The 22,146-nt window shown below is 53.5% G+C and carries 18 protein-coding genes; all 18 read left to right on the plus strand.

What is annotated here, in order from left to right; all coding sequences use genetic code 11:
* Positions 1 to 58 precede the first annotated feature (58 nt).
* Positions 59 to 760 (plus strand): DUF4197 domain-containing protein, encoded by a 702-nt coding sequence (locus O0881_RS20755; protein WP_289907333.1) that lies wholly within the window; start codon positions 59 to 61, stop codon positions 758 to 760.
* Between the two features lie 380 nt (positions 761 to 1,140).
* Positions 1,141 to 4,080: a YjbH domain-containing protein gene (locus O0881_RS20760; RefSeq protein WP_289912775.1), complete on the plus strand. Its 2,940-nt coding sequence runs from the start codon at positions 1,141 to 1,143 to the stop codon at positions 4,078 to 4,080.
* 53 nt (positions 4,081 to 4,133) lie between these two features.
* On the plus strand, positions 4,134 to 6,044 hold the full coding sequence (locus tag O0881_RS20765) for an SLBB domain-containing protein (protein ID WP_289912777.1): 1,911 nt from the start codon (positions 4,134 to 4,136) through the stop codon (positions 6,042 to 6,044).
* 137 nt (positions 6,045 to 6,181) lie between these two features.
* The gene (locus O0881_RS20770; RefSeq protein WP_289912779.1) at positions 6,182 to 7,396 is read left to right on the plus strand and encodes a GNVR domain-containing protein; all 1,215 of its coding nucleotides are present in this window, start codon (positions 6,182 to 6,184) and stop codon (positions 7,394 to 7,396) included.
* 86 nt (positions 7,397 to 7,482) lie between these two features.
* The gene (rfbF, locus tag O0881_RS20775; RefSeq protein ID WP_289912780.1) at positions 7,483 to 8,253 is read left to right on the plus strand and encodes a glucose-1-phosphate cytidylyltransferase; all 771 of its coding nucleotides are present in this window, start codon (positions 7,483 to 7,485) and stop codon (positions 8,251 to 8,253) included.
* A complete protein-coding gene (gene rfbG, locus O0881_RS20780) occupies positions 8,253 to 9,320 on the plus strand; it encodes a CDP-glucose 4,6-dehydratase (protein WP_099666290.1) in 1,068 nt (355 codons plus the stop codon). Before rfbF ends, rfbG begins: the two co-directional genes overlap by 1 nt.
* A gap of 30 nt (positions 9,321 to 9,350) precedes the next feature.
* The gene (gene rfbH, locus O0881_RS20785; RefSeq protein ID WP_289912781.1) at positions 9,351 to 10,676 is read left to right on the plus strand and encodes a lipopolysaccharide biosynthesis protein RfbH; all 1,326 of its coding nucleotides are present in this window, start codon (positions 9,351 to 9,353) and stop codon (positions 10,674 to 10,676) included.
* 12 nt (positions 10,677 to 10,688) lie between these two features.
* Positions 10,689 to 11,531, plus strand: a complete 843-nt coding sequence (locus O0881_RS20790; RefSeq protein WP_289912783.1) for an aldolase/citrate lyase family protein — start codon at positions 10,689 to 10,691, stop codon at positions 11,529 to 11,531.
* Complete coding sequence (locus O0881_RS20795; RefSeq protein ID WP_289912784.1) at positions 11,528 to 13,324, plus strand: thiamine pyrophosphate-binding protein; 1,797 nt, start codon at positions 11,528 to 11,530, stop codon at positions 13,322 to 13,324. The genes O0881_RS20790 and O0881_RS20795 overlap by 4 nt, the downstream gene beginning before the upstream one ends.
* Positions 13,321 to 14,259, plus strand: a complete 939-nt coding sequence (locus O0881_RS20800) for an NAD(P)-dependent oxidoreductase (protein ID WP_289912785.1) — start codon at positions 13,321 to 13,323, stop codon at positions 14,257 to 14,259. The genes O0881_RS20795 and O0881_RS20800 overlap by 4 nt, the downstream gene beginning before the upstream one ends.
* Before the next feature lie 71 nt (positions 14,260 to 14,330).
* A complete protein-coding gene (locus O0881_RS20805) occupies positions 14,331 to 15,233 on the plus strand; it encodes an acetaldehyde dehydrogenase (acetylating) (protein ID WP_289912787.1) in 903 nt (300 codons plus the stop codon).
* Positions 15,226 to 16,245, plus strand: coding sequence for a 4-hydroxy-2-oxovalerate aldolase (gene dmpG, locus O0881_RS20810; RefSeq protein WP_289912789.1), 1,020 nt, complete (start codon positions 15,226 to 15,228; stop codon positions 16,243 to 16,245). The genes O0881_RS20805 and dmpG overlap by 8 nt, the downstream gene beginning before the upstream one ends.
* On the plus strand, positions 16,242 to 17,291 hold the full coding sequence (locus O0881_RS20815; RefSeq protein ID WP_289912791.1) for an NAD(P)-dependent oxidoreductase: 1,050 nt from the start codon (positions 16,242 to 16,244) through the stop codon (positions 17,289 to 17,291). Before dmpG ends, O0881_RS20815 begins: the two co-directional genes overlap by 4 nt.
* A 38-nt stretch (positions 17,292 to 17,329) precedes the next feature.
* Positions 17,330 to 18,577: a hypothetical protein gene (locus O0881_RS20820; RefSeq protein ID WP_289912794.1), complete on the plus strand. Its 1,248-nt coding sequence runs from the start codon at positions 17,330 to 17,332 to the stop codon at positions 18,575 to 18,577.
* Between the two features lies 1 nt (position 18,578).
* The gene (locus O0881_RS20825) at positions 18,579 to 19,409 is read left to right on the plus strand and encodes a glycosyltransferase (RefSeq protein WP_289912796.1); all 831 of its coding nucleotides are present in this window, start codon (positions 18,579 to 18,581) and stop codon (positions 19,407 to 19,409) included.
* A 70-nt stretch (positions 19,410 to 19,479) separates the two neighbouring features.
* Positions 19,480 to 20,082 (plus strand): acyltransferase, encoded by a 603-nt coding sequence (locus tag O0881_RS20830; protein ID WP_289912798.1) that lies wholly within the window; start codon positions 19,480 to 19,482, stop codon positions 20,080 to 20,082.
* The gene (locus O0881_RS20835; protein ID WP_289912799.1) at positions 20,079 to 21,212 is read left to right on the plus strand and encodes an NAD-dependent epimerase/dehydratase family protein; all 1,134 of its coding nucleotides are present in this window, start codon (positions 20,079 to 20,081) and stop codon (positions 21,210 to 21,212) included. Before O0881_RS20830 ends, O0881_RS20835 begins: the two co-directional genes overlap by 4 nt.
* Entirely contained in the window at positions 21,209 to 22,096 is an 888-nt protein-coding gene (locus tag O0881_RS20840; protein ID WP_289912802.1) for a glycosyltransferase family 2 protein, read from the plus strand. Before O0881_RS20835 ends, O0881_RS20840 begins: the two co-directional genes overlap by 4 nt.
* The last annotated feature ends 50 nt before the right edge of the window (positions 22,097 to 22,146 follow it).

The raw sequence follows: 22,146 nt of genomic DNA on the forward strand, positions 1-22,146 counted from the left end.
TTGATGTGCTAAGGTTCCAGCAGAAGGTAGTCTGTCTATTCTCTAGAAAAGGAAAACTATGCGCCTGAACCCTTTCCCTGGCCGTTCGGCCGCCCTCCTGTGCGCGTTGGTGTTGCTGTCGTCCGGCGCAGGCGCCGGTCCCCTGGATGCTCTCAGTAACCAGGATGCGAGCAATGGCTTGAAGGCGGCGCTGGAAGCCGGATCGGCCGCCGCCGTTGCCAAGTTGGGCATCGAAAATGGTTTTCTCAATAACGACAAGGTGAAGATCAAGCTGCCCGGCATCCTGGAACAAGCCAAGCCCTTGCTGAAAATGACGGGTCGCGGCCAGCAACTGGACGACCTGGTGGTGTCGATGAACCGTGCCGCCGAGTCGGCCGTGCCTATGGCCAAGCCCTTGCTGCTCGACGCCGTCAAATCGATGAGCGTGAGCGATGCGAAAAATATCCTGTCCGGTGGCGATACCTCCGTCACGGATTTCTTCCGCCAGAAGACATCGGCACCCCTGGCCGTCAAATTCCTGCCCATCGTGAAATCCGTTACCGACCGTTCCGGCCTGGCCAGCAAGTACAACAGCACCATGAGCCAGATCGGCAAGACGGGACTGGTGCCGCAGCAGCAATCGACGGTGGAAGGCTATGTCACGGACCGTGCGCTTGACGGCCTGTACCTGATGATCGGCGAGGAAGAAAAAGCCATCCGCAGCAATCCGCTCGCATATGGCAGCAAGATTATCGGCAAAGTATTTGGCAGTTTGAAGTGACCTTTCCCGCCTGCCGCAGCGCCGCAGGCGGCGTTTGCGGTGCATGGGCAGGTGTGGCGCTAGGGAAACAAGTTAAGCATTTGCTACAAGAAAACAATGTTAAAATTCTGCGACATATATTCCTGAGGCATGATTAAGCAACGATCAATTGCCCGGAAGTACCGAGTTTTAGTGGCGAACTGATGCGTGGCATTGCAAGATGCCCGTCGGTTGGCCTTTTTTCGTTTCATTCACGTTTCCCCAAGCTCATTGATTTTCTGAATACATTGTCAGGAATTCCAGGTGCAGGATCTTTTAGGTAGCCGGATTTGTTAAGCGTACTCAGAAAATCAATCAAATATACCTGGTGTGGCTGTCTGGTGCTTGGCGCGCCTTCGGTGATGGCCGCGACCCCGAATCATGGTGGCCAGTCCGGGTATATCAATATGCCCAGCGCCGTGGTGGAAACGGATGGCACCTTTAGCGTCGGCTACAGCTACGACAGCCCGTATGGCCAGTTATGGGCGACGGCGAATATCCTGCCTTTCCTGCAAATGACGGGACGTTATGTGTCGATAACGGGCATACCGGGTTTTACCAATGTGCCTGGTGAATATGGCAGTGGCTATGGCCGCTACAAGGATAAAGTCGTTGACGGCAAATTGCGCCTGTGGACGGAAACGGAGTGGATGCCGTCCGTTGCCGTCGGCATGACGGATCTGTTCGGTACCGAGTTGTTCAAGGGGCAATATGTTGTTGCCACCAAGACTTTTGGCGCCAGCAAGAATATCGAAGCGAGCCTCGGCTATGCCCATAAACGCCCGGACGGGGTGTTCGCCGGCGCGCGCTGGACACCGGCCGCGCTGCCGCGCTGGTCGGTGGTGGCCGAATACGATACAACGAATTACTTGCGCGACTTCCGCGCCAGCGAAACGGACGCCGGCAAGCGCCGCAAAGGCGCGTCCGTGGGCCTGGAGTACCGCTGGGGCTGGCTTGCCTTGCAGGCGGCACGCAACCGCGACCAGTTCAGCGTGAACGCCTTTATCAGCATTCCGTTTGGCGAACGTGAGTTTGTCCCCAAGGTGTACGAGCCGCCGTATTTCGTGGACGACAAGAATCCGCCACCGCTGCCGAGCAAGGAAGAATGGCACCGCGATGCCGTGTATGGCGCCGACCTGGTCAATGCCTTGGTAAAACAGGACTATAAGAATATCCGGGTCGAACAGGAAGGCAATGTCCTTAGCCTGAGCCTGACCAACAGCCGGATTTCGAACATGGGCCGCGCCGTTGGCCGTGCCGCGCGCACGGCTGTCGCCTTCGCGCCAAAGGGCGTGACGACCCTGCGCATCACGTATACCAAGCTGGACCAGCCAATCGCCACCTACGAATTCTTTGATTTGGCAAAACTGAATGACTATTTGGCAGGCAAGATCGACCGCAAGGCCTTCCTCGACGTCGTGCTGCTGCGCTATCCTGAAAAAAGCGATGTCATCCAGGACGATCAGCAAGGCTGGCTGCAGGAATTCCTCGACAAGCCGGCACCCGTCGTTGCTGCCGCACCTGCACCAGTACCTGCGCCCGCGCCGGTACTGGCCGCCGTTTCCGCGACTGCCATGGCGCCAGCGGCGCCTGCTCCTGACGTTTCCGCACCTGCTCCCGCCAAGGCCGCCAATGTCCTCCAGGACGACGGCAAACTGGCCGTCGGCGTTGGCGTCGATGGCGACGTGGTGCAAATCAAATCGCTGGATCGGGAGGCGAACCGCTTCAAGGTCGCTCCCAAGGTGGGCTTCTTCTTCAATGACCCGAGCGGCGCCTTCCGTTATTCGATCTCGGCGGTAGCCAACTACGACCGCCGCCTCGGCGACGGTCTGTACCTGAATAGCGCCGCCAGCCTGCAGTTGCTGGAAACGGTATCGGGCGTCAAGCAGCCATCGAACAGCAATTTGCCGCACGTACGTACCGATATCGCGGAATATTTGCGCGGCGGGCGTTTTTCGCTGAGCCGCGTCTTGCTGAACAAATACGACAATCCCGCCGAGCGCGTGTATACCCGCGTGTCGGCCGGCCTGTATGAAGACATGTTCCGCGGCGTGGGCGGCCAGGTGCTGTACCTGCCGAAGGATAGCCGCTGGGCGGCCGACGTGGCTGTCGATGCCTTGCAGCAGCGTGGCTACAAGGGCTTGCTCGATTCGCGCGACTACAAGACGGTGACGGCGATCGGCTCCCTGCATTACCGCTTGCCGCACGATATTACCGTGACGGCGCGCGCCGGCCGCTTCCTGGCCAAGGACACGGGCGTGCGCGTGGAATTCAAGCGCCGCTTCCAGTCCGGTATCGAAGTCGGCGCCTGGTACACGCATACGAACGGCAACGACATCACCAGCCCTGGTACGCCGTCGAAGCCGTACCAGGACCGTGGCATCTTCCTGTCCGTGCCGTTGAACAGCATGTTGCCGATGGACACGCAATCGACAGCCGGCTTCGCCCTTGCGCCATGGACGCGCGACGTGGGGCAAATGGTGGCTTCGCCGGGCGATCTGTACGACATGTTCGAGCGTCCGCGCGCCGATATGCACAGTTACGATGGTCTGGGCAACTTTGCCGAGCGTCCGGACGAACAGCACCTGCCTGCCGTCAATCCGCCAGACCGGCCGTTTGTCAGCCCATGGCCCGCCATGCGCGCACGCCTGGAGCAATCCGCATCTGCAACGCCCAGCGCCCCTGAGTGGCTCAAGGCGACGGCAGTGGTCGGGGGCGTGGTGCTGGCATCAGCCCTCAGCGACAAGCCCGTCGACCGTTTCGTCAAGAAGCACGAAGATTCCAAGGTCTACCGCAACTGGGACAAGCTGGGCAAGGCCATGCCATACGCGGCAGTGGGCGCCGCTGCCGCCGCCTTCGCCTTGGGCGATGAGCGCATGCAAAATACGGGACTCATTTCCCTGCAATCGGTTGCCGTGGCAACGGGCGTGGCAGTGGCCGGAAAATATGCGTTTGGCCGCGCCCGACCAGAGGAAGACCTCGGAACGTGGAGCCGCGTCGGCAGCGGCAGTTCCCGTTCAAACTCGTCGTTCCCTTCCGCGCATGCCGCCATCGGCTTTGCCGCCGTGACGCCATTTGCCAAGGAGTACGATGCGCCCTGGCTGTACAGCGTGGCCGCCGTGGGTTCCGCCGGCCGCGTATTCGGCCGCAAGCACTGGGTCTCCGACACGGTCGCCGGCGGCATCGTCGGCTACGCCATGGGCAGCTGGCTGTGGCACGCGCAGCGCGACCAGAGCAAATCGGGATTGTCGATCAATCCCGGCCCGAAAGAAATCAGCGTGACCTGGCAGGGCAAGTATTAAGCGCGCATGGCGCTCCCTTTACTCATACAACATTCATCCAGACAAAGACCAGCATGAAAAAGCAATTTCGTACTCCCCCGCCTTTCGTGAAACACATGATTTTCTCGGCTTTCCTGTTGGGGGCAACCTCTACCTATGCCGCAGGGCAGGACCTGGACATGGCTGACATGTCGCGCTCGAACCTGTCTCGAGCACAGGCAAGTGAGTCGGGCGCAGGTACCTTGCCCAGTATTCGTAGCGGCCGCAGCGATCCGCGCCAGGAGAAAACGCTGGCTGCCAATAATCTTAGCAAACAGGCTGCGGCAGGTACCAAGGCCGGCGCTTTTGAAGAGTATGTCGATGGCGTGACGGGAAAGAAACTGAGCATCTTCGGCAAGGATCTGTTCAGCGACGTGCCGTCCACCTTCGCGCCGCTCGATGGTGTCCAGGTGAACCAGGAATACGTGATTGGCACGGGTGACGAGTTGCAGGTGCGCGGCTGGGGCATGGTTGACATTGACGTCAGCGCCACGGTCGACCGCAGCGGTGCGATTTTCATTCCGCGCGTCGGCTCCATCAAGGTCAGCGGTGTGCAGTACAAGGATTTGCAGGGCTATTTGAAAAAGGCTATCGGCAAGATCTACACCAACTTCGACCTGACGGCGAGCATCGCGCAAACGCGTGCCGTGCAAGTGTACGTGGTTGGCCATGCCGTCCGTCCAGGTACATATACCTTGAATTCCATGAGCACCCTGCTCAATGCCCTGTTTACGTCGGGTGGCCCGGACGCCACCGGCAGCATGCGCAATATCCAGCTCAAGCGCGGCAAGGATACTGTCAGTACCTTCGACCTGTATGACATGCTGGTCAAGGGCGACAAGAGCCGCGACGTTACCTTGCGCGATGGCGACGTAATCTACATTCCGGAAGTCGGTCCCCTCGTGGCCTTGACCGGCAACGTAAAACAGCCCGCTATTTTCGAATTGAAAGGCAATGCCAGCCTGGCCGATGTATTGAGCTGGGCCGGCGGCTTCGAGTCGGCGGCTGAAACCAAGCAGATCGTGGTCGAAAGGAACATCGATAATCAATATAAAACCGTGCTGGAACTGGTAGCCGACAAAGGTGTGTCCGGCAGTCAGTTGGCCGGCATTGCCGTCAAGCCTACCGATATTCTGCGCGTGTTTGCCCCAGGCGCCGTACCGGTCCAGGCGCAAATCCAGAATGAATACGTGCGTGTGGCTGGCGAAGCAAAGCAGAGCGGTATTTTTCTGTTGAAAAAAGGCGAAACGCTGCGCGAGCTGGTCGCACGTGTCGGCGGCGCCAATGAAAATGGCTACCTGTACGCGACACAGTTGAACCGTGAATCCGTACGCCGTGCACAGCAAATCAAATTGGACCAGGTAGCTGACCGTTTTGAGCGCGATATGGAGTCGAATGCCACCCAGCGTATGGCAGCAAGCAACGATAAGGATAACGCGGCGAAGGCTGTGGCCGAAGTCGAGCAGCAGCGCCGTATCGCACAAAAACTGCGCAGCATCAAGGCAGAGGGCCGCATTGTTCTTGATTTACCAGGTGTCGATACGCAGGTCAAAAACCTTCCCGATCTGCCGCTGCAGGACGGCGACTCCATTCTGATTCCGCGCCGTCCCGGCACTGTTGATGTGCTGGGTTCGGTCTTCCAGCAAAACGCCTTTGTTTACCGTCCACAACGTACGGTAAACGATTATGTGAGGCAGGCTGGTGGTGTTACATCCAATGCGGATAAGTCTGAAATATATGTGATTCGTGCCGATGGTACAGCCGCTAGTAGTCAAGCCAGCGGCTGGTTCGGTGGCATTGGCGGTAATGCGCTCAATCCAGGCGATACTGTGGTCGTGCCAGAGAAAATCGATCGCAGCACTTTCATGCAGAGCGTGAAAGACTGGACAGCAATTTTCTATCAGTTTGGTTTGGGTGCCGCTGGTTTGAAGGTATTGAAAGACTGATTGAAAATATCATATTTCATTTGCCGTTAATTTTGACTTTTAATAACTCTTCGCAATGAATGCGTAGCCATATTGTTACGATTTGATTAAATCAAAATTATGTTCTGGCTTTAAAATAGACTGTTACGTGAAAGAAAATGATGTCTGAGCAAATGGTGGAAATAAAAGAGAACGTGCTTGCGATTAAGGAAGATAATGAAATTCATATCCTGGATTTGCTTGTGCTACTTGGTGAAAATAAGAAATTGCTATTTCTTACCCCCCTGTTTTGCCTGTTGCTTGGGGTAGCGGCGGCATTTTTCATCATCAGTCCGAAATTTTTGTCGAAGTCTGCCATTCTGCCTCCGCAACAGCAGCAAGGGGCAGGTATGGCAGCAATGTTGGGACAACTGGGAGGGCTGGCAGGTGCCGCTGGAGGTATCGCCGGATTGAAAAATCCGAACGATCTTTATGTCGGCATGTTGGAGAGCCGGACGGTGGCTGACAATCTGATTAATAAATTTGATTTAAAGAAGAAATTTGAGGTGGACACCTTCGATGATGCCAGAAAGAAGCTTGCGGGAATAGTTGATATTTCGAGCGCAAAGTCAGGAATTATCTCGATTGCTGTCGAAGATGCTGATGCAAAATTTTCCGCAGAATTGGCAAATTCATACGTTTCCGAATTGTCCGCATTGACGCAGAATCTGGCAATTACAGATGCTTCACAACGGCGCTTGTTCTTTGAAAAGCAGTTGGTCAAGGCAAAAAATGATCTTGCTGAATCTGAAATTGCTTTGCGTAATGTTCAAAAAGACACGGGAATTATTCAGCTTGAAGGCCAGGTAAGAGGAATTATTTCTAATGTGGCGCAGCTTGAAGGGACGATTGCTGCGAAAGAGGTGCAACTTGGATCAATGCGAAGTTTTGCAACCAATAACAATCCGGAAGTTATTCGTCTGCAACAGGAAATTCAAGGGTTGCAGAACCAAGTTGAAAAATTAAAACGTGGTCCAGAAAGCAAGAGTGGAGATGCGCTTGTGTCGACGTCGAAGTTGCCAGACATTGGAGTGGAATATATTCGTGGATTGCGTAATGTGAAGTATAACGAGACAATTTTTGAATTGCTTTCCAAGCAGTACGAGTTGGCCAAGATCGACGAGGCGAAAGAGTCTTCAAATATTCAGATACTGGATAAGGCTGTTCCTGCAGAGAAAAAATCAAAACCAAGAAGAGTTTTTATCATGCTGGGTGCTGTTATTGTTGGTTTTGTTTTTTCTGTATTTTTTATTTTTATGCGTGAATTTTATCGATTTTCACGGAGAAGTGAGAAATCGAGAGAGCGTTGGGTAAAGCTATCCAAGGTTTGGTAAAAATAATTTGTCATTTATATGAATGTTATTTCTTGGATCTGATTTAAAGATTTTTCTTGTTTTTAAAATATATTTGTGGTGAAAAAATGAAAGCAGTCATTCTCGCCGGTGGTTTGGGTACACGTATTAGTGAAGAAACTTCCACCAAACCAAAACCGATGGTAGAAATTGGTGGCAAGCCGATTCTGTGGCATATCATGAAGACATATTCGGCGCATGGCGTTAATGATTTCATTATTTGTTGCGGTTACAAAGGCTATGTCATCAAAGAATATTTCGCCAACTATTTTTTGCACACATCGGATGTCACATTCGATATGCAGAATAATCAGATGGAAGTTCACGCGCGCAATGCCGAACCCTGGAAAGTCACGCTGGTTGATACAGGTGACGAAACCTTGACCGGTGGCCGCTTGAAACGCGTCAAGCGTTACCTTGAGGGCGAAGAGGCATTCTGCTTTACCTACGGCGATGGCGTCAGCGATGTCAACATCACCGAATCGATCGCTTTCCACAAGGCGCACGGCAAGCTGGCCACGCTGACCGCGACTCAGCCTCCTGGCCGCTTCGGCGCGCTGATCTTGGATGGCCAGAAAATCAATAGTTTCCAGGAAAAGCCGCAAGGCGATGGTGCGTGGATCAACGGCGGCTATTTTGTGCTGTCGCCGAAAGTCATCGATTACATCGCGAACGACAGCACCACCTGGGAAAAGCAGCCGCTGGAACGCCTTGCCGCTGAAGGTCAACTGGACGCCTTTTTCCATCATGGCTTCTGGCAACCGATGGATACCCTGCGCGACAAGGTGCATCTGGAAGAACTGTGGCAATCGGGCAAGGCCCCCTGGAAGGCGGCTTGATGAATCCCGCATTCTGGCAAGGAAAACGTGTTTTTCTCACCGGCCATACCGGCTTCAAGGGTGGCTGGCTGAGCCTGTGGCTGCAGCAGCTTGGCGCCGACGTGACCGGCTATGCGCTGGCGGCACCGACCACCCCCAGCCTGTTTGAGGTCGCCGACGTGGCCAGTGGCATGCAGTCGATCATCGGCGACGTGCGCGATGGCGACGCAGTCAAGCGCGCCATGGCCGCCGCACGTCCGGACATCGTCATTCACATGGCCGCCCAGCCGCTGGTGCGCTACTCATACGCCAATCCGGTGGAAACGTATTCCACCAACGTCATGGGCGTGGTGCATGTGCTCGAAGCCGTGCGCGCCACGCCTGGCGTGCGTGCGGTGGTGAATGTCACCAGCGACAAGTGCTATGAAAACCGCGAATGGCCGTGGGGCTACCGCGAAAACGAGGCCATGGGCGGCTACGATCCCTACAGCAACAGCAAGGGCTGCGCCGAACTGGTGACAGCCGGCTACCGCAGTTCCTTCTTCCATGCTGACAAATACGCCGAACACGGCGTGGCTCTGGGCAGCGGCCGCGCCGGCAACGTCATCGGCGGCGGCGACTGGGCGCTGGATCGCCTGATTCCCGACATGTTGCGCGCCATCGGCGCCGGCGAGCCGGTGATGATCCGCAATCCCCATGCGATCCGCCCGTGGCAGCACGTGCTCGAGCCATTGAGCGGTTATCTGACCCTGGCGGAAAAGCTGTACACGGCAGGCCCCGTGCATGCCGAAGGCTGGAACTTCGGCCCGCACGATACCGACGCCAAGCCCGTCGAATGGATCATCGAGCGCATGACGCAAGAATGGGGCGCGGGCGCCTCCTGGTCGCTCGACGGCCAGGACCATCCGCATGAGGCAACCTATCTGAAACTCGATTGTTCCAAGGCGCGTGGCCAGCTGGGCTGGCATCCGCGCTGGGACATCGGCCAGACCATCGCCAAAATTGTCGAGTGGCATAAGGCGTGCGACCAGGGCGCGGACATGCGGGCAATGACGCTGGCGCAAATCGCCACCTATCAAAATACCTGATTAATTACCTAATAAATTGAAGGCTGTATCATGAGCGAACAACTGACCCAACAACAAATCCGCGAGCAGATTGCTGCCCTGGTGGCGCAATACGGCGCACTGGCCAGCGTGCCGAAACCATTCGAGCCGGGCGTGACGGTGATTCCACCGGCCGGTAAAGTCGTCGGCGCACCCGAGATGGGCCTGATGGTCGAAGCCTCGCTCGACGCCTGGCTGACCACGGGTCGTTTCAATGACGAATTCGAACAGCGCCTGGCCAAGTTCATCGGCGTCGAATTCCTGATCACGGTGAACTCGGGTTCGTCCGCCAACCTGGTGGCCTTCTCGGCGCTGACGTCGCCCAAACTCGGCGCGCGCGCCATCCAGCCTGGTGACGAAGTCATCGGCGTGGCGGCCGGTTTCCCGACCACCGTCAATCCGATTTTGCAATATGGTGCGGTACCCGTCTTCGTCGACGTGGAACTGGGCACCTATAACATCGATGCCACGAAAATCGAAGCGGCCATCACGGACAAGACCAAGGCCATCATGCTGGCCCATACCCTGGGCAATCCGTTCAACCTGGAAGTCATCGTTGCGCTGTGCAAGAAATACAATCTGTGGCTGGTGGAAGACTGCTGCGACGCCCTGGGCGCCACGTATAACGGCCAGATGTGCGGCACCTTCGGCGATATCGGCACCATGAGTTTTTACCCTGCGCACCATATCACCATGGGCGAAGGCGGCGCGGTGTTTACCAACAATCCGGAACTGAAAGCGATTGCCGAATCGTTCCGCGACTGGGGCCGCGACTGCTATTGCGCGCCAGGCAAGGACAACACCTGCGGCCAGCGTTTCTGCTGCAAGCTGGGCACGCTGCCGGAAGGCTATGACCACAAGTACACCTACAGCCACCTGGGCTACAACCTGAAGATCACCGACATGCAAGCGGCATGTGGCTTGGCGCAGATGGACCGTGCGGCTGGTTTTGTACAGGCACGCAAGGACAACTTCGCCCACATGAAAAACGGCCTGCAGAGCTGTGCGGAGTTCCTGATCCTGCCGGAAGCGACACCGAACTCGGATCCATCCTGGTTCGGCTTCCCAATCACCATTCGCCCGGAAGCAAATGTCGACCGCGTCAGTCTGCTGACCTTCCTGGATCAACACAAGATCGGCACGCGTCTGCTGTTCGCCGGCAACCTGACGCGCCAGCCGTACATGATCGGGCGTAACTACCGTGTCTCGGGCGAGCTGACGAATACCGACCGCATCATGCACGACACGCTGTGGATCGGCGTCTTCCCGGGCCTGACTCGCGAAATGATGGACTTCTCGATCAGCAAGATCGAAGAGTTCTTCGGCGTCAACTTCTAAGAAGGCACAAGCATGTCTACACCCGCCAAGCCCGCCGCCGCCGTCAATGCGCTCAAAGCCAAGCTGGCCGCTGGCCAGGCGGTGCTGGGCGTGTGGTCCATCATTCCATCGCCGGTAGTGGTGGAAATCTTTGCCCTCGGTGGCATGGATTTCGCCATCCTCGACATGGAACATGGCATTTTCGATGTCAGCGGTCTTGACGGCTGCATTCGTGCCGTCGAGGCGGCCGGCGGCGTGCCGTTGGTGCGCGTGCCGGGCGTCAACCCGTCGGCCGCGCAATGGGCGCTGGACTTGGGTGCGCATGGCATCATCGCGCCGCAAGTCAACAACGCCGCTGAAGCCGATACTGTCGTCAGGATGGCCAAGTACGCGCCGCGCGGCACGCGCGGCTACAACCCGTTCACCCGCGCGGCCCAGTATGCGAATCCGCCGGATAACCGCTCAGGAAAACTGAGCAATGAATTCTCGTTGACCTGCGTCATCATCGAGAGCGAAAGCGCGCTGGCCGATATCGACGCCATTTGCGCCACGCCAGGACTGGACGTGGTCTACATGGGCATTTACGACTTGGCGGTGGCGCTTGGCTGTGATGGCAACACACGCCATCCGCGCGTTAGCGCCATAGTCGACAGCTCGATCCAGCGTATCCGCGCCGCAGGCAAGACCGCTGGCATGATGGTGCGCAGCCAGCAAGACATTGCCGCCGCTTTGGCGCTGGGTGCGAACTTCCTAGTCTACGCGGTTGATACCTCGATTATCCGCGATGCCGTGGTGCGTGCGGTTACTTCTTTCGATCAGGAACACAGTATATTCCTGGCGCTTAACAATACTCCCGACATGATGGATCCGAAATGAAAGTTCGAGTAGCTGACTATATTGCCTCGCGCCTGATGGAGCGAGGCGTCAAACACGTTTTTCTGCTCAATGGTGGCATGATGATGCACCTGGTCGATACTCTCGGTCGCGAAGGCGGCCTCGGTTATATTCACCATCACCACGAGCAGGCCAGCGCGATGGCGGCCGACGGCTACGCGCGCCGAAGCGGCGAACTGGGCGTATGCTATGCGACCAGCGGCCCAGGCGCGACGAATATTCTGACAGGTCTGGCTGGCGCGTGGCAGGATAGCACGCCGCTGCTGTTCCTGACCGGCCAAAGCAAAAGTACTCAGACCATCCAAGGTTCCGGCATCGCCGGCCTGCGCCAGTTCGGCACGTTTGAAGTCGATATTGTGCCTATCGTTGCTTCGGTGACCAAGTACGCACAGATTGTCATGGATCCTTCGACCATCCGCTACCATTTGGAAAAAGCGCTGTACCTGGCGCAATCGGGCCGTCCTGGACCTGTTTTGCTGGACTTGCCGCTGGATGTGCAGGGTGCGTTGATCGACCCTGAGGAATTGCCAGGTTATGTGCCCGAGCCCCTGGCTCTGGCGCCATCAAATGCCAACGTGGCGGAAGTGTTAGCTTTGCTGCAAGGGGCGCGCCGGCCGTTGATTCTAGCTGGCTATGGCGTGCGCTGTGCCAATGCCGTATCACAACTGCAACAATTGGCTGGCCAGCTCGGCATTCCTGTCGCCACTAGCCAGCTGGGCAAAGATGTGATGTATTTCGACCATCCCCTGTTTGTCGGCCATCCGGGACCGAAAGGCGATCGCGCCGGCAATTTCGCGGTGCAGAGCGCCGATGTCATCCTCAGTATTGGCTGCAGTCTGCATGGCCAGACCACCGGCTGGGAAAGCGAACTGTTTGCACCGTCCGCCGTCAAGATCCAGATCGAACTCGACGCGGCCGTGATCGCTCGCGGGCAAGTTGGCGTTAGTCATGCGATCCAGGCCGGCAGCCTGGAATTCATCGACGCCTTGCTGGCCGCTTCGGCCGGCGCGACTGCGCCCGACTGGAGTGCATGGCGTGCTTGTACCCAGTCATGGAAAGAACGCTACCCGGTCAGCGCTGAAGCGCATGTGCACAATGATGCCGTCAATTTCTACCATTTCGCCGAAGAACTGAGCCGCATGCTGGCAGACGATGCTTGCGTAGTTGCCGATGCGGGCTCGGCATTCTATGTGATGGGCCAGGCCTTGCGCGTCAAAAAAGGCCAGCGCTTCATCTCCTCCGGCTCCATGGGCGCGATGGGCTTCGCCTTGCCGGTAGCGAATGGCGCCGCCACCACGGGCGCCGCCGGTCCGACTGTTTGCGTCACCGGCGATGGTTCCTTGATGACCAACGTACACGAACTGTCGACGATGAGCCATTTCGGGCTGAACGTGAAGTTGTTCGTCATTAATAACGACGGCTATGTATCGATGCGCAATACCCAGCGCGACTTCCTCGGCGCCCATTATGTCGGTGCTGACAACCGCAGCGGCGTGTTTATCCCGAGCATGGAATCGATGGCGGCCAGCTATGCGCTGCCGTTCGTGCGCTGCGAGCGTGAGGAAGACCTGGCGGCCACGCTGGCAAAGGTGATGGCGATGGACGGTCCGGTGCTGTGCGAGATCGTCGCGCCGCGCGACCAGAAGATCATCCCGGCCGTGGTATCGGTCAGGCTGCCGGACGGACGCATGCGTTCGAGCAGCATCGATAGCATGTTCCCGCACCTGCCGCCCGAGGTCCAGGCGCGTGAAATGGAACAGGCGGCGGCGTTATGAAACACGTAGCCATTCTTGGCGCCAGCAGCCAGATCGCCAAAGACCTGATACGCCTGATGGCACTACAGGAAGATACCCGCTTGCAAATGTACGTGCGCGACCTGGCGCCGGCGCAGCAGTGGCTGGAGCAGCTCGGCCTGGCCGCGCGCTGCCCGCTGTATCTGTATGACGAGTACGGCCAGCATGAGCACGACGCCGTGATCAACTTCGTCGGTGTCGGTGATCCGCAACGCGCGGCCAAGATGGGCGCATCGATCTTCGGCATTACCCAGCAGTACGACGACATGGTTATGGCCGGACTGGTCCAGCATCCGCAGCGACGCTATATTTTCCTGTCGAGTGGCGCAGCCTACGGCAGCACCTTTCTGGAGCCGGCCGGTCCATCGACCCAGGCCGCCATTTCCATCAATGCACTGACGCCACAAGAGTATTACTCGGTTGCCAAGCTGCATGCTGAATGCCGCCACCGAGCCCAGCCTGAATTGGCGATCACCGATATTCGTGTATTTAATTGTTTCAGCCGTACGCAGGACATGGCTGCGCGTTTTTTCATCACCGATATCGTGCGCGCCATCCGCGACAATACGGTGCTGCAGACGTCACCCGACTACATGGTGCGCGACTTCATGCACCCGGAAGATTTTCACCAACTCGTCAACTGTATCCTCAATGGGCCGCCGCACAACGGTCCGATCGATTGCTATACTCGCGCTCCGATCGACAAGCCAGCCTTGCTCGAAGCGATGAAACAGCAATTTGGCCTGCAATATGAATTTGTCGGTGCCGCCTCCAACGTGGTGAACGCCACCGGCGCCAAGCCGCATTATTATTCGCTGAACCGGCAGGCGGCGGAACTGGGCTACCTGCCAGTGTATTCCTCGCTCGAATGTATCGCGAAGGAAACTGCCAGCATTCTCGGCCGAGATCCACAATAGAAACGAGCAGCCGGCCATGCCGGGCTAGCTATTTAAAGTAAGCAATAAAGATCAAAACTGAACGGAATGAAATGACACAGAAAAGCAAAGTAAAGGTCGGTATTATTGGTACCGGCAATATCGGCACCGACCTGATGGTCAAGATCATGCGTTCCGAATGGCTCGAATGCACCTTGTTCGCCGGGCGTAACTTCAACTCGGCAGGCATGCAAAAGGCCAACGAACTGGGAGTGCATATTTCCGACCGAGGTATTGACGCCATCGTGCAAAATCCCGACATTTGCGACATCGTGTTCGACGCCACCTCGGCACACGCGCATCATGAACACTGGGCCATTCTCGACAAACTGGGCAAGACCGTGATCGACATGACGCCGGCCAAGCTGGGTGCGTTATGCATCCCGGCCATCAATGCCAAGGAAGCCCTGGACAGTGGTGCGCGCAACATTAACATGATTACCTGTGGTGGTCAGGCATCGATTCCTATCGCTAACGCTATTGCCCAGGTGCATCCGGACATCGGCTACATCGAAGTGGCATCGAGCATTTCGTCGCGCAGCGCCGGTCCAGCCACGCGCCATAACCTTGATGAGTATATCGATGCGACCGAGCAGGCGCTGCAAAAGTTTTCCGGCGCGGCGCGCTGCAAGGCCATCCTGATCCTGAATCCGGCACGTCCGCCGATCGACATGCAGACTACTATTTATGCGCAAATCGAAAATCCGGACATCGACAAGATCCGCATTTCGGTCGAAGCAATGGTAAAGAAAATCAATGCTTACGTTCCTGGTTATAGAATGATCGTCAATCCTACGATTGACGGCAACCGCGTTATTGTCACTATCAAAGTGGTGGGTGCCGGTGACTACTTGCCGCCGTACGCCGGTAACCTCGATATCATCAACTGCGCTGCCATCGCCATTGCGGAACAGGTAGCTGAAATCAAATTGCGCAAGGAGCAAAATAATGACTAAGAAAGTACTGATCACCGATCCTACCCTGCGTGACGGTAATCATGCAGTACGCCATCAGCTGACGGCCGAGAATGTCGCGAATTACTGCCGTGCCGCCGAAGCTGCCGGCGTGCCGATCGTGGAAGTCGGCCATGGTAATGGCCTCGGTGCGTCGTCGATGCTGATCGGCGAAGCCGCGTTGACCGATAGTGACATCCTGGCGGTGGCGCGTGACAACCTGAAAGATTCGAAGTTGGGCATCCATTCGATCCCGGGTTTTTGCACCATCAAGAAAGATCTGGTCAAGGCCATCGACGCCGGCGTGGACGTGTTCCGCATCGCTTCGCATTGTACCGAAGCCGATACCACCGACCGTCACATCGGTTATATCCGCCAGGCCGGCAAGCAAGTGTTCGGCGTGCTGATGATGAGCCATATGGCAACGCCTGAAGTACTGGTCGAAGAAGCCAAGAAGATGGAATCGTACGGCGCCGAAGGCCTGATCATCATGGATTCGGCCGGCGCCTATTTCCCCTCCGACGTCACCGAGCGCATTTCGCGCCTGGTTGACGCACTGTCGATCCCGGTCGGCTTCCATGCGCATAACAACCTGGGCATGGGCGTGATCAATTCGGTGACTGCGGTCAACGCCGGCGCATCGATGATCGACGCCAGCATATACGGTTTTGGCGCCGGCGCCGGTAATGCCCAATTGGAAGTCTTGATCGCGGTATTCCAGCGCCTTGGCATTGCGACCGGTATCGACCTGTACAAAATCCTCGATGCGGCCGGTCTGGCGGCCGATGAATTCATTAAAGTGATTCCGACGATTTCTTCGCTAAGTATCGTCAGCGGCTTGGCTGGTGTGTTTTCTGGCTTCGCCAAACCGGTTGACCGGGCCGCCAAGGAATACAGTGTCGATCCGCGCGATATCTTCTTTGCCTTGGGCAAGCGTAATGCCGTGGCTGGACAGGAAAGCCTGATTTTTGAAGTGGCGCAAGAACTGGCGGCACAAAAGGCGGCCGTATTATGAGCGACCATTCCTCGAGTTTCTCGAAGGACTGTCTGGCCGCCTCGACCGATGCCGACGTACGGGCAGCCTTGCGCGGTCAACGCATCGCCGTCACCGGCGGTAGTGGCTTCTTGGGCAGCTGGCTGGCTGAAATGGTCGCCGCGCTCAATGATGAATACCTGCTCGGCATGAAGCTCGACCTGTATTCACGCAGCGCGACCGACTGGGCCAAAGCCAATACGCGCTTGTCGACGCGCGGCGATATCCATCCTGTCGTGCAAGACGTACGCTCGCCATTCGCCTTCCATCCGGATACCACGTATGTAGTGCATGCTGCTGGCATCCCTGACAACCGCGTGCATGCCTCCGATCCATTGCGGGTGTTCCAGACCACGGTGCAGGGTACCGCCCATGCACTGGATGCGGCGACGCAGTTGTCCGGCCTGAAGCGGCTGGTTAACCTGAGCTCTAGCATGGTCAATGGCACCCCGGACCGGACCGGTGCGATAGCAGAGACGGATAATTTCCCGGCACCCGCAGGGCAGTTGCACAACGTCTACCGAGATGCAAAACACGCCGCAGAAAGCCTATGCGCCACCTATCGCAGCCAGTTCCGCCTGCCGGTCAGCACCTTGCGCCCGTTTACCTTCCTGGGCCCGTATCAGGGACTGGACCGGCCTTGGGCGATCAATAATTTCATGCGAGACATGTTGCTGGGCACCGAAATCCGCATGCATAGCGATGGTTCCGCACGCCGCAGCTACCTGTACGGTAGCGATGTAGCATGGTGGACTTTGGCAGCTCTGGTGCACGGTGTCGATGGCCAGATCTATAACCTGGGCAGCGCCGAGCCGGTGTCGCATCTGGAATTGATCAAACTGATCGAACGTGCAGCCAACAAAACTGTCAAATGTGCGTTTGGCAATGTTGCGACGGAACGTAAAACCCAGGACGATTTGTATCCGGATCTGGGCAAGAGCAACAAGAGCCTGCATGTCAAGCAGACATGCTCTCTGGAAGAGGCTGTCGGCAAGACATATCAATGGTATGCCCGCAAAAGCACATGAGTTTGTGAAAAAGAAAAGCAATTAACAGTTTCAAAGTCATGTTAAAAAAAGTAATTTCTGCATTGAACAGGCGGAATTTTTTAGAAACCGGCGCTGTGATTGGATTGAGGTTTTTTTCAATCGGCGTCGGTTTCATTTTTATAAAAATTTATACGAATAACCTTTCTACCGAACAGATCGGGAAATATTTTTATCTGATGACGCTTTCATATATCATGAATGCGTTAATTTTTGTTCCGATTGATTATTATTTGCAGGCCAGACTGGCGTTGCACGGGAAGGAAATTCCTGTGGTGGCGCTCTACAAGATCAATAAAATCGTCTGTTTGATAGCATTGGCTTTATGCGTGTTATTTTGCATGCCATTGTTGTATATGGGGGAAATTCATCCGTTCGACATATTCGGAATTTATGTCACCGCGCTATTAATATATTTATGTAATTTTTCCAGGGGATTGCTAAACAACCGCGGCCACAAGATATTTGTCGTTTGCATGCTGGTTTTCGAAGGACTAGCAAAAGTCGGGCTTTTCATCCTGGTCAACAGTCTTGTTGTGGCAACTGCCAGCGTGTTGCTGTATTCGTCAGTAATGGCATTATTTTTGGAAGCATGCATTATATTGCTGTATAGCTCTAGAAAAATAGCTTACAGCTGGCTTGACGAAGGGATCGAGAGCTATAAAATTGTGTTTCGGAAATCATATGCCTTGTCGATTGGTGCGATTTGCAATCTTGCACAATTACAATCATACAGATTGATGTATGTATGGGCTGGCGTGCCGGCGACTGCGGCGATTTATGTGGTGGTGACGAACCTTGGAAGTGCGGGCATGCAGGCGATTTCATCCGTTTATTCCCAGATATTCTTGCCGAAGGTCTATGGCAGCAAAGGCCAGTTTACGCTGACTTATATTAGAAATGCCTTGATTCTTGCATTGATTGTCATGCTGGGTACCGCGCTGACCGGGAAATACTTATTACTGTTTTTGACTAAAAACGATTATGTAGAATACGCTCAGGCCATTGGTTTTGGCGTGCTGGTGGAGGCAGGGAATCTGGTGATAGGGGCTGCAACGGTTCATTTAATGCTTAATAACGCAGCCAAAGTGATGATATTCTGCAATGTTGTCGCATCAGTGACTTCAATGATCGGTGGATATATTGCGATGCATTATTGGCCGCAGAATTCGTTTGCGATCGGTGTTCCCATTGCATTATCGCAGATATTCATAGCCGGTTTTCTTATTTTGCATATTGTCGATTTGCAAAGAAAAAAAGAGGAATAAAATGAAATTTTGTAATAAGTTGACTTTTGTTATTTTTACCTTCAATGAAGAAAAAAGAATCGAAAGAGTATTGCGCAACTTGACCGGTTGGGGACATGTTTTGATTGTTGATAACCACAGTACTGATGCAACCAGTGAAATCGCTGAAAAGTATGGCGCGACAGTATTTTCGAATAAAAATGTAGGATGGGTTGAAGACGAAGAAACTGTGGCACTGATAAAAAGAACAGTGCAAACACCATGGATCTACTGGGGCTTCGCCGATGAGATGCTGGATGAACAGACATTGATCGGCATAGTTGATACGATTGAATCGAATAAATACAAGATCATCAGTTTGGCAAGGAAGAATTTTTATTATGGAAAATTTTGCCATGATGCCTATGCTGATCGCATAAATCGTGTATTTGAAAAAGATGCACTCGATTTTACTGGCAACAAGATTCACTCTTTTGGACGTGCAGTGGTGCCGGAAAGTGAAATATATTACATGGATGCCAGGAAATTTTATGTGCGCCATTTTATATCCAATACGGCAAAAATCTACATCGCGACGATTGATCGATATACCGATATTCAATCGCAACGCAATGATTTTAGCGGAAGTTTCAAGCTATTCGCGCGATTGGGAAAAGCATTCCTGAAAAATTATTTTTTCGATGGCGGCTATAAGGCGGGAATGCCGGGACTATTCTTTGTTTTGCAAATGATGTATTACCAATGTATTCTTTCAATGAAGACATATGAGCGACAATTTTTTCTTGATGTTAATAATATTGAAAAGATAAACAATGAAGAGCGCGAATCGATTTTGCAGCAGCAAAATAAATAATTAAGATAAATGATGAATATTTAAGAGTGTAAATTTATCTACAATGAAAAAATTAATTAAAATAAAAAATATGAAATTTTTCGAATTTTTTAATTATTTAATTTCATTTTTTGCAAAAATGAAAGTGTTTTTTTTCTACAGATTTTTCTTTGGAGCGGTTGGGCACGGGGTGACGATATTTAAACCATTGTTGATCGAGAATCCGCACCGAATTTTTATTGGTGATTCCGTCCTGATTCGTAGTGGTGCCAGGCTGGAAGTTGTTTTGACCGATAAAGAAAATATGCCAAGTCTCGTTATCGGAAGTAATGTAAACATCGAACAGAACGTGCACATCATTTGTGGTTCTAGGGTGAGCATAGGTAATAATGTTTCCATTACCGGGGGCGTTGCGATTGTGGATGTTCACCATCCGTATGATGATGTCAGTAGTGATGTAAAAATCGGCAATCGAATCCAGTGTATCGGAAATTATATTGATATCGAGAATGATGTTTTTATAGGTTACGGTGCAATTATCCTGCCCAATGTGAAAATTGGAAGAAATTCCGTGATTGGTGCATATTCTGTTGTAAATAAAGATGTACCGGAATTTTCAGTGGCGGTGGGGAATCCGGCAAAAGTTGTAAAAAAATATTGCTTTGAAACTAATGCGTGGAAAAAAATAAAATGAATATTCTTATTGCTGGCGGTGCGGGTTTTATCGGCTCCAATCTTGCCTTACATCTGATTGGCCTTGGTCATGAAGTGACTGTACTGGACAATCTATCGCCGCAAATTCATGGCAATAATCCTGTCGAGACATCACCGCTGTATCGCAGTATCAAGGATGTCGTTCGCTTTGTGCTAGGTTCCGTATGTGACGAAGCTGCATGGAAACAGGCTCTGCAAGGGCAGGATGCTATCGTACATCTGGCGGCAGAAACCGGCACCGGCCAATCGATGTATGAAATCAAACGCTATGTCGACGTCAATATCGGCGGTACCGGCCTGATGCTCGATTTGCTGGCCAATGGGAAATACTCGGTCAATAAAGTGGTGGTGGCCTCGTCGCGCTCGATCTATGGTGAGGGTAAATATCATTCCTCGGCACTGGGTGTCATTTACCCTGGCGCACGCAAGGACGAAGATATGCAGGCAGGCCGCTTTGAACCGCGGTGCCCTGAGACCGGTGCACCATTGAGCTTGTTGGCAACCGATGAGGAATCAAAGATTCATCCATCTTCAGTGTATGGCATTACCAAACAGAATCAGGAACAGATGGTGATGACAGTATGTGCCTCACTGGGTATTGGTGCTACTGCACTGCGTTATCAGAACGTATATGGCCCTGGTCAATCCTTGAGTAATCCTTACACGGGTATTCTGTCTATCTTTTCGACACGTATCAAGAATGGCAATGGCTTGAGCATTTTTGAAGATGGCAAAGAAAGCCGTGACTTCGTCTTCATTTCCGATATTGTTGCTGCGACGACCTTGGCTTTAACCAAGAATGAGGCCGATGGCGAAGTGTTCGGAATTGGTGCTGGTGTCGCCACCGACGTGCTGACGGTTGCACAGTCGCTGGTGCACGCTTATGGCGTCGATGTGCCAATCAAGGTAACTGGCGCTTATCGATTGGGTGATATCCGACATAATTATGCCGACCTGAGCAAATCGACACGCCTGCTTGGATTCAAACCAGAGATAGGTTTTGAGCAAGGTATCAAGTTGTTCACCGAATGGGTCAATCAGCAGGCGGTGCAGGCGGATGCCTATGACGTAAGCATTGCAGAAATGAAACAGCGAGGCTTGTACAAATGACAGTCAAGACCGGACTGGTAACAGTACTATTCAATAGCGCATCGGTATTGCCGGGATTTTTCGAAAGCCTGTCAAAGCAAAAAATGCAGGATTATTGGTTATTTATTATTGATAATAGTCTGGATGATCGTTCTTATGCGAAAGCACAAGAATTGATTAAACAATACGATTTCAAGAATGTGACATTGATACATAATACCTCGAATGTCGGTGTGGCCGCGGCAAACAACCAGGGTATTAATTTATCATTGGAAATGGGATGTGAATATGTTTTATTGCTCAATAATGATATTGAGTTTAATAATCCTGATCTGTTGGGAGAAATGCTGACATTGGCTGATGTGCGCCAGGAAAGAATGATTGTTCCTAAAATATATTTCTTTGATTCCGGAAAAATATGGTGTGCCGGTGGTAGTTTTAATCGATGGATAGGTACTACCAATCATACTGGCGAAGGAGAGAAAGACACCGGCCAGTATGATAAGGATGGCCATACAGAATATGCACCGACTTGTTTCATGCTTATTCATCGCTCGGTTTTTGATGCTGTAGGAATCATGGATGAAAAATATTTTGTCTATCATGACGATACTGATTTTGTCTGGCGTGCAGGTTTGGCTGGGTATAAAGTCTATTATTGGGCGGCAGGCCAGGTATGGCATAAAGTCAGCAGTAGTACAGGTGGAGGAACCTCACCATTCTCGATTTACTACGGCCATCGTAATCGAATTTATTTCATCAAGAAGAATTTTTCGACGGTACAAAAAATAGTGGCATTTACTTATTTTTCCCTTACCCGCCTTCTGAAATGGCGTTTATTTACGAAAAAGTTATTTTCTTCATTTTATCGCGGAACACGTGATGGATTGAAAATGAAGCCGTAATTTCAATAATTCTGTTGACAATACAAGAGATTCAGAATGGAAATGATCGT

It is taken from the genome of Janthinobacterium sp. SUN100, from assembly GCF_030397705.1.
GTDB classification, from domain to species: domain Bacteria; phylum Pseudomonadota; class Gammaproteobacteria; order Burkholderiales; family Burkholderiaceae_D; genus Janthinobacterium; species Janthinobacterium kumbetense.